This is a genomic window from Janibacter hoylei PVAS-1 (assembly GCF_000297495.1).
In the GTDB taxonomy this organism is placed as follows: Bacteria; Actinomycetota; Actinomycetes; order Actinomycetales; family Dermatophilaceae; genus Janibacter; species Janibacter hoylei.
The window spans coordinates 24,602-32,192 of the sequence record NZ_ALWX01000062.1 but is presented as its reverse complement, the minus strand read 5'-3'; the positions used below and the strand labels follow the sequence as shown (position 1 = coordinate 32,192).

Genomic DNA, 7,591 nt, shown 5'->3' with positions numbered 1-7,591 from the left:
AAATCGGGCGCCGGGACGTCCCCCCGGTGATGACGGTGATGCGCCTTGGCACGTCTCAGCCCCGTGACGAAGGGGAGTGCCCGCCCGACCGTTCAACGCTCCATAGCCTCCCCGGCTTGACGACGCACGCATGACACGCATGTAATTACAGACATGTCACGTGGTCACGGCCACGCGGCACGAAGTCCGGGTCGAGTGTGTCGAGGTCGAGGAGGGACCATGCACGAACTTCAGCTGATCATGGGTGGTGAGACCACCGACGAGGCATCGGAGATGTCCTGGCAGGAGCGATCGCTCTGCGCCCAGACGGATCCTGAGGCCTTCTTCCCCGAAAAGGGCGGGTCCACCCGCGAGGCCAAGAAGGTCTGCGTCGGGTGCGAGGTCCGCCAGGAGTGCCTCGAGTACGCGCTCGAGCACGACGAACGTTTCGGCATCTGGGGCGGTCTGTCCGAGCGCGAGCGCCGCAAGCTCAAGAAGCGCGCAGTCTGACTGTCGGCGAGGTCGTGACGCAGCGCAGCCTCCCGTCGACCTCCGCCACCCCCTCCCGGCGGACGACGACGCCTCCGGTCACCGTCACCGCCGTCGTCGTGGCGCGCAGCCGTGACGACGCAGGACAGGTCCTCAGCTCCCTCCTCGCCCAGGACCGTCTCCCCGATCGACTCCTCCTCGTCGACGGGGCCCTCGACGGTCTCGGCGACACGAGCGACCTCCTCGCTCCCGTGGCCGACGCCGGGATCGAGGTCTTGACGAGCACCCTCGGCCCGCGCCGTGGCATCCGCAGGATCCTGCCGGCCATGGTCGATCGGCTGCCGCGCGACGGCTCCGGACGCGACCTCGTGTGGGTCCTCACCTCCCGGACCCGACCCCACCCCGAGGCCCTGCGACTGCTCGTCGCGGCGAGCGGTCGGGGCGTCGGCATGGTGGGGCCGAAGCTCGTCGACGAGCGCGACCCTCGCGCATCGTCCGCCTCGGGCTCCAGGTGACCCGCACGGGTCGGATCGTCCCGACGCCCGTGGCAGGCACGACCGACCAGGGGCAGCACGACGGTGACGTCGACGCGGTCGCCGCGCCCCTCGACGGTCTGCTCATCGACCGCGACACCTACGAGGCCCTCGACGGGCACGACCCGGCGCTCGGGGATCTCGGGGGCGACCTCGACCTCGGCTGGCGCTCGCAGCGGGCCGGCCGTCGCGTGGTGCTCGCGCCTCGTGCGGCCGTCGCCGTGCGACCGACCGCCGCCGAGCTTCGCCCCACCCCTGACCACCGGCGCCAGGCCCGCCGCGCGGCCCTGGCCCGGGCCCACTTCGCCGCCGCCCCCCTTCGTCGCGCTGTGGATCGCCCTGAGCAGTCTCGTGGGTGGTCTGGCGCTCGTCGTCCTCAAGCGCCCCGGCATGGGCGCCGACGAGCTGGCCAGCCTCCCGGCGGTCCTCGACGTGCGCACCCTGCGCTCTCGCCTGCGGGGCAGGGCCCCGCGCGAGGTCGCCCGTGGCGACCTCGATGCCCTCTTCGTCACCCCGCGCGAGGCGCGCCGTCGTCTCGTCGACGAGGCCCGGGGGTCGACCGGGCCGGGCGCCGCGGTCGAGGCGCGCTCGCTCGAGGTCGAGCGGGGCGGTGGGTGGCTGACGCATCCCCTCCTGTGGCTCCTCGTCGCGACGTGCGCGCTGTCGGCCTGGTCGGCCCGTCACGTCACGGCGCAGCTGCGCCACCGTGTCGACTCCGGCCTCGTCGGGGGTGAGCTGCTCGGCGGCCGCGCGACGGCGGGCCAGCTCTGGGACTCGTGGTGGATGACGTGGCACGGACCCGGCTGGGGCGGTGCCGCGGAGCAGAGCCCGGCCGTCGTCGTCCTCGCGGCGCTCAGCGGTCTCGTCGGCTGGGTGCCCGGGCTCGGTTCGGGCCACTCGCCCGCCGGCATGGTGCTCACCCTCCTCGTCGTCACCGCCCTGCCCCTGGCAGCCCTCACCGCCTACGGTGCGGCCGGCACCTTCACCGATCGTCGCTGGCTGCGCGCCGCTGCCGCCCTCGCCTGGGTGACGACGGCCCCGGCCGCCGCCGCCGTGGGTGAGGGACGGATCGGGGCCATCGCCCTGCTCGTGCTGCTGCCCCGCGTCGGTGCCGGCGTCGTCCGGGCGACGCGGCGCACCGCGGCCCCGAGCGCCACGGTGCGGACCGCGCTGTGGGCCGCACTGCTCGCGAGCCTCGTGCCGCTCGCCGGGGTGGTCGTCGTCGCGGCCGGTCTCGGTCTGCTCCTGGTCGGTGACGCCCGCAGGCGCTGGGCCGGCGTGGCCCTCGTCGCCGTCCCGCTCCTGCTCGCGGGCCCCTGGCTGCTCACGCTGCAGGCTGCACCGCGCCGGCTGCTGGCCGGCTGGGGCATGACCGCCACCCAGGACCCGACCGCCGTCGACCGCCTCGCGCTCGGCCAGCTCGCCGGCGGTGCCACGACGACCTGGTGGACCGCGGCCCTGCTTGCCCTCGGCGCGATCGCCCTGCTGGTGCCCGGGCGCCGCCCGGCCTCGTGGGCCGCCGCGGTCTGCGCCCTCGCCGGCCTCGCCTGGACGCTGGGGGCGCCCCACCTCGTCATCGGTCACCGAGCACAGGGCGAGCCCGGCGCCGGGGCAGCGCTCACCCCCCTGGGTGGGTGCCGGTCAGCTGCTGCTCGTCGCCGGGGCGCTCGTCGCGGTGCTCGTCGCGGCCGACACGCTGCCTCGTGCGTGGCGCGGCGCCGGGCACCGGCGCTGGCTCGTGCTCCCGGCGCTCGTGCTGCCGGTGGTCGCGATCGGCAGCGGCGTCGTCGTCGGCCAGCACTCCTACGGGGACCAGCTGGCGACCTGGCGCGAGCCCCGCCCCCTCGTGGCGGTCGCTGCTGCCGAGGGGCCGACCGCCTCCCGGACCCTCGTCGTCGAGACCACCGACAGCGGCGTCTCCTACCGCCTCGTCGGCTCCGAGCCCGGTCCGCTCGTGCGCGACCTGACCGAGTCGTCGCCGCCCGTCCCGGGCGAGGAGCAGGTGGCTGCCGCGGTGGCCCAGGTGCTCGGTGCGGGCGAAGGGGGCCGCACCCCCAGCGAGGTCTTCGCCGAGCACGGCGTCTCGCACGTGGTCATCGTCTCACCCACCGACGCCCAGCGGCGCCTCGTCGACGCCTCGCCCGGGCTGGCCAGGCTCGGTTCGAGCGCGGGCACGATCACCTGGGCGGTGCGCTCCGACGTCACCGGTGGCGCGGTGCCCTCGAGGGCGCGACTCGAGGCCGGCGACACCAGCACGACCGTCGCCACGGGTGCCCATGCCGACACCGACGGCGACGTCGACGCGGTCGGCGGCGACACGTTGGTCGTCGCCGAGTCCCTCGACTGGAGCGACCGCGCGGTGGTGCGGGCCGACGGGCGCCGGCTCGAGGCCGCCACGCACAGCGCCATCCCGACCTACGAGCTCCCGGACGACACCGAGGACGTGAGCATCGACGTCGGTGCCGGTCACCCGGTGTGGAAGGCGGGCCAGGCCCTGGCCCTCGTGCTCGCCCTCTACCTCGCACTCCCCACGGAGCGGCGCGTCGACCCCGAGGAGGACGAGTGAGTCCACGTCCCTCGACCAACGGATGGGTCCCCCCGGTGGTCCGGGTCGCCGCCGTCGGGCTGGCTGCCGCCGGCCTCGTCGTCGGTGCCGGCCGCGTGGGCGAGGTGTCGACGGGCACCGCGGCCCCGCCGACGGCAGCCCGGGTCGCCGCCACCCAGTCCACCTCGTACTGCACGGGGGACCCCTTCGCCGGCGACGACGAGACGTCGACGGTCGACGTGGCCGGGTCGGTGACCGCGCACGCCGCTCCCGCAGAAGTGCTCGACGGGCTCGTGGAGCCGACGGACGAGCCGGGTGACATCACCGTCGAGGCCCTCACCGGCGAGCCGGCGACACCCGAGGAGGGCACCCCGCGCAGCGGCCCGACGACCCGCACCCTCGACGAGCTCGACGAGCACGCCGTGCGGGTGCAGGCCACGCAGGAGCGGGCCCCGGGGCTGCTCGCCGGCCAGAGTCTCGAGGCCGGTGGCAAGCAGGTGCGAGGTCTCGCCGCGACCCCCTGCCCGACCGCGACCGCCGACGCCTGGCTCGTCGCGGGCGGTGGTGAGGCGGGACGCCAGGAGCGCCTCGTCCTCGCCAACCCCGGCGGCAACTCCGTGAGCGTCCAGCTCGACCTCGTCGGCACCTCCGGTGACGACGCCGAGCGCTCGGTGGTCGTCCCCGCGCACGGGCGCAGCGTCGTCCTGCTCGACGGCATCGGTGGCACCCAGCACCCGCAGGCGGTGCACGTCACGGTGACGGGCGGGCTCGTCGTGCCCACCCTCGTCGACCACCACCGCGACGGTCTCGACCCCGCGGGTGTCGAGATCGTGCCCCCGACGGCGGCGCCGGCCCGCCGCCTCGTCGTCCCCGGCTGGGCTGGGGGCAGCGCGCGCACGCTCGTCCTGGCCGCCCCGGGCGAGCGCGACGCCGTCGTCCAGGTGCGACGGCTCGGCGAAGGGCCCGCGACGAGCATCGAGGTCGTCACCGTGCCCGCCGACGAGATGGTCGAGGTCGAGCTGCCCGCCGACGCCGCGCTCGCCGGGTGGGAGATCGAGTCCGACGAACCCGTCGTCGCAGCGGCCGCGACGACCGTGCAGGACGACCGCGACCGCGAGGACCATGCGTGGTCGGTCGCGACACCACCGGCAGGCACCCTCGCCGGGGCGGTGCTGCCCGTCGACGCCGACAGGGGCCTGCGCCGACTCGTGCAGGTCGTCGCCCCGGAGGACGCGGCGTCCGCCGAGCTCTTCGTACAGCGCGAGGGCGAGGTGACCACGGAGAGCATCGACCTCGAGGCCCGCAGCGGGACCACGGTGCAGGTCGACGGGGCCGAGGCCGTCTGGCTGCGACCGACCCGGGGGAGGCTGCACGGCGCCGTGGTGCTCGCCCCGCCGTCGTCCGACCCGCGCGCCGAGACGACCTCGATCCCGCTGCTGCCCACGCGGGTCTCCGTCCGCGACGTGCCCGTCACCCAGGTGCGCTGACCGCCCTTCGTCCCGGCCGTCGGTGACCGCGGCGCCCTAGCGGCGGTCCGGGTCGACCTCGTCGGGGTCGACCCCGAGCAGCAGCGCCACCTGCTCGACCATGACCTCGTGCACGAGGTCGACGGGCTCGACACCTCGGGCGGCGGTCTCCACCGGGCGCCGGTAGACGACGATCCGCGCGGGCAGGGCGCCCTCGGCCGGCCACATGCGGGCCAGCGGGACCCCGTCCTCCCAGCCGGCCGGGTCCGACGGTGGGATGTCCTCGACGGCGAACTCGACCGCCTCCCACCGGCGGCCCAGCACCCCGCGGAAGCGCTGCGCCGTGTCGACCACGAGGTCGTCGAAGGCCTCGGCTCGGGTCGTCATGGCGGGGACCCCCGGCACGGCCAGCGGACCGCGCAGGCCCCGTCCACGACGATCCCGATGACGACTCACGAGCACGATCGTAGGGGGAGGCGGTCGGCGTGCCTTCGTGCATCCGGTCCCTCGTGGCCTAGCCTGCACGGGTGACTCTCTCCCGCCAGTGCTCCCGTGCCGCCTGCGCACGACCGGCCGCCGGGACGCTCACGTACGTCTACTCCGACTCGACGGTCGTCCTTGGTCCGCTCGCCACCTACGCCGAGCCGCACGCCTACGACCTCTGCGACGAGCACGCCCAGCGGCTCACTGCTCCCCGCGGGTGGGACGTCGTGCGCCTGGCGACCGACCAGCCCGCCCCGGCCACCTACGACGACCTCGTCGCCGTCGCCGAGGCGGTCCGCCGCCGCCCCGAGCCGGCGACCGACTCCGAGCGGACCGCCAGCCTGCCGACGAGGGCCCGCCCCGAGCCGACGACGGTCACCGAGACCGGCCGCCGCGGCCACCTGCGCGTCCTGCGCGACCGCGACTGACGACCCCTGCCCACGAGACGTCGTGGGCGAACTAGGCTGACGGGGTGACCACCACGCTCTCCGACTTCGTCAAGGCCTACGACGTGCGCGGCGTCGTCCCGGACCAGCTGAACATCGACGTCGCCCACGCGCTCGGGGCGGCCTTCGCCGAGGTCGTCGCCCTCGCCGAGGGGGCCACCGCCGTGGTCATCGGCCACGACATGCGCCCGAGCTCGCCGGAGCTCGTCGACGCCCTCGCCCGCGGCATCACCGCCCGGGGCGTGGACGCCGTCCTCATCGGGCTCGCGAGCACCGACGGTCTGTACTACGCCAGTGGTGCCCTCGGTCTGCCCGGCGCGATGTTCACCGCCAGCCACAACCCGGCCAGGTACAACGGCATCAAGTTCTGCCGCGCCGGGGCCAGACCGGTCGGGCAGGACAGCGGCCTCGCCGACATCCGCGACCTCGCCCAGCAGCACCTCGACGCCGGCGTCTCCGCCTTCGACGGGGTGCGCCCGGGCACGGTCACCGAGCGCGACGTCCTCGCCGACTACGCGGGCTTCCTGCGCGAGCTCGTCGACCTCTCCGGCTCCCGGTCGCTCCGGGTCACCGTCGACGCCGGCAACGGCATGGGCGGCCTCACCGTCCCCGCCGTCCTCGGCACCGGCTCGGGCCTGCCCGAGCTGCCCCTGACGATCGACCCGATGTACTTCGAGCTCGACGGCACCTTCCCCAACCACGAGGCCAACCCCCTCGACCCCAAGAATCTCGTCGACCTGCAGGAGCGGGTGCGCAGCCACGGCGCCGACATCGGCATCGCCTTCGACGGTGACGCCGACCGCTGCTTCGTCGTCGACGAGCGGGGCGAGCCGGTCAGCCCGAGCGCGATCACCGCGATGATCGCCCGCCGCGAGATCGACCGCGAGGTCGCCGCCGGGCGCGACGCCGGCGAGGTCGCGATCGTGCACAACGCCATCACCTCTGCCGCGGTGCCCCAGATCATCGCCGAAGGGGGTGCCCGGCCCGTGCGCACCCGCGTCGGCCACTCCTACGTCAAGGCGGTCATGAGCGAGCACGACGCCGTCTTCGGCGGCGAGCACTCCGCGCACTACTACTTCCGCGACTTCTGGTTCGCCGACACCGGGATGCTCGCGGCCATGCACGTGCTCGCCGCGCTCGGCGAGACCGACGCCCCGCTCAGCGAGGTCATGGCGCCCTACGAGCGCTACGTCGCCTCCGGCGAGATCAACTCGACGGTCGCGGACGCGGCCGCGGTGACCGAGGTCGTCCGGGAGCGCTTCGTCACCGACGCGACGGTCGTCGACGAGCTCGACGGGCTGACCGTCACCCACGCGGGAGCAGACGGCCCGATGTGGTGGTTCAACCTGCGCCCCAGCAACACCGAGCCGCTCCTGCGGCTCAACGTCGAGGCCGCGGACGAGGCGACGATGGCCCGCGTGCGCGACGACGTCCTGACGACCATCCGAGAGGCCTGACATGAGCGACCCCGTCATCGAGCCCTGGCTGCGGGAGATCTTGCGCTGCCCCGCGTGCCGCAGCGAGCTGCGCGACGAGACCGGCGCCGCCGGCCCCGAGCTCGTGTGCACCGGCGGCGACTGCGGTCTGGCCTACCGGGTCGAGGACGGCATCCCCGTCCTGCTCGTCGACGAGGCCCGTCCGCGGGCCTGA

The 7,591-nt window shown here is 75.0% G+C and carries 9 protein-coding genes; 7 read left to right on the top strand and 2 right to left on the bottom strand.

The features are described from left to right. Positions 1-219 precede the first annotated feature (219 nt). Both B277_RS12815 and B277_RS12810 read left to right on the top strand, forming a co-directional pair. Positions 220-489 (top strand): WhiB family transcriptional regulator, encoded by a 270-nt coding sequence (locus B277_RS12815; protein ID WP_007928899.1) that lies wholly within the window; start codon positions 220-222, stop codon positions 487-489. Between the two features lie 14 nt (positions 490-503). Continuing rightward, positions 504-983, top strand: coding sequence for a glycosyltransferase family protein (locus B277_RS12810; RefSeq protein WP_007928897.1), 480 nt, complete (start codon positions 504-506; stop codon positions 981-983). Positions 984-1,085: 102 nt separating this feature from the next. Here B277_RS12810 and B277_RS12805 read toward each other — a convergent pair whose 3' ends face one another. Further along, positions 1,086-2,585 (bottom strand): hypothetical protein, encoded by a 1,500-nt coding sequence (locus B277_RS12805; protein ID WP_156811792.1) that lies wholly within the window; start codon positions 2,583-2,585, stop codon positions 1,086-1,088. A gap of 46 nt (positions 2,586-2,631) precedes the next feature. On the opposite strand from B277_RS12805, the gene B277_RS12800 reads away from it, so the two are divergent. Beyond that, a complete protein-coding gene (locus tag B277_RS12800; protein ID WP_007928894.1) occupies positions 2,632-3,567 on the top strand; it encodes a hypothetical protein in 936 nt (311 codons plus the stop codon). Continuing rightward, complete coding sequence (locus tag B277_RS12795; protein WP_128276794.1) at positions 3,564-5,033, top strand: DUF5719 family protein; 1,470 nt, start codon at positions 3,564-3,566, stop codon at positions 5,031-5,033. Before B277_RS12800 ends, B277_RS12795 begins: the two co-directional genes overlap by 4 nt. Before the next feature lie 36 nt (positions 5,034-5,069). Here B277_RS12795 and B277_RS12790 read toward each other — a convergent pair whose 3' ends face one another. Beyond that, positions 5,070-5,399 carry a metallopeptidase family protein gene (locus B277_RS12790; RefSeq protein ID WP_007928892.1) on the bottom strand — a complete coding sequence of 110 codons (330 nt, stop codon included), beginning with the start codon at positions 5,397-5,399 and terminating at the stop codon, positions 5,070-5,072. Positions 5,400-5,539: 140 nt separating this feature from the next. On the opposite strand from B277_RS12790, the gene B277_RS12785 reads away from it, so the two are divergent. Genes B277_RS12785 through B277_RS12775 form a run of 3 tightly spaced genes read left to right on the top strand, consistent with a single transcriptional unit; the run spans position 5,540 to position 7,591 of the window. Then, on the top strand, positions 5,540-5,923 hold the full coding sequence (locus tag B277_RS12785; RefSeq protein WP_007928891.1) for a DUF3499 domain-containing protein: 384 nt from the start codon (positions 5,540-5,542) through the stop codon (positions 5,921-5,923). 44 nt (positions 5,924-5,967) lie between these two features. Beyond that, positions 5,968-7,398: a phosphomannomutase/phosphoglucomutase gene (locus B277_RS12780; protein WP_007928889.1), complete on the top strand. Its 1,431-nt coding sequence runs from the start codon at positions 5,968-5,970 to the stop codon at positions 7,396-7,398. 1 nt (position 7,399) lies between these two features. Then, positions 7,400-7,591 (top strand): Trm112 family protein, encoded by a 192-nt coding sequence (locus B277_RS12775; RefSeq protein ID WP_007928887.1) that lies wholly within the window; start codon positions 7,400-7,402, stop codon positions 7,589-7,591.

What these genes read in the sequence shown, in the direction of transcription:
- B277_RS12815 (WP_007928899.1), top strand. Translation starts at nt 220, where the DNA reads ATGCACGAACTTCAGCTGATCATGGGTGGTGAGACCACCGACGAGGCA.
- B277_RS12790 (WP_007928892.1), bottom strand. Translation starts at nt 5,399, where the DNA reads ATGACGACCCGAGCCGAGGCCTTCGACGACCTCGTGGTCGACACGGCG.
- B277_RS12775 (WP_007928887.1), top strand. Translation starts at nt 7,400, where the DNA reads ATGAGCGACCCCGTCATCGAGCCCTGGCTGCGGGAGATCTTGCGCTGC.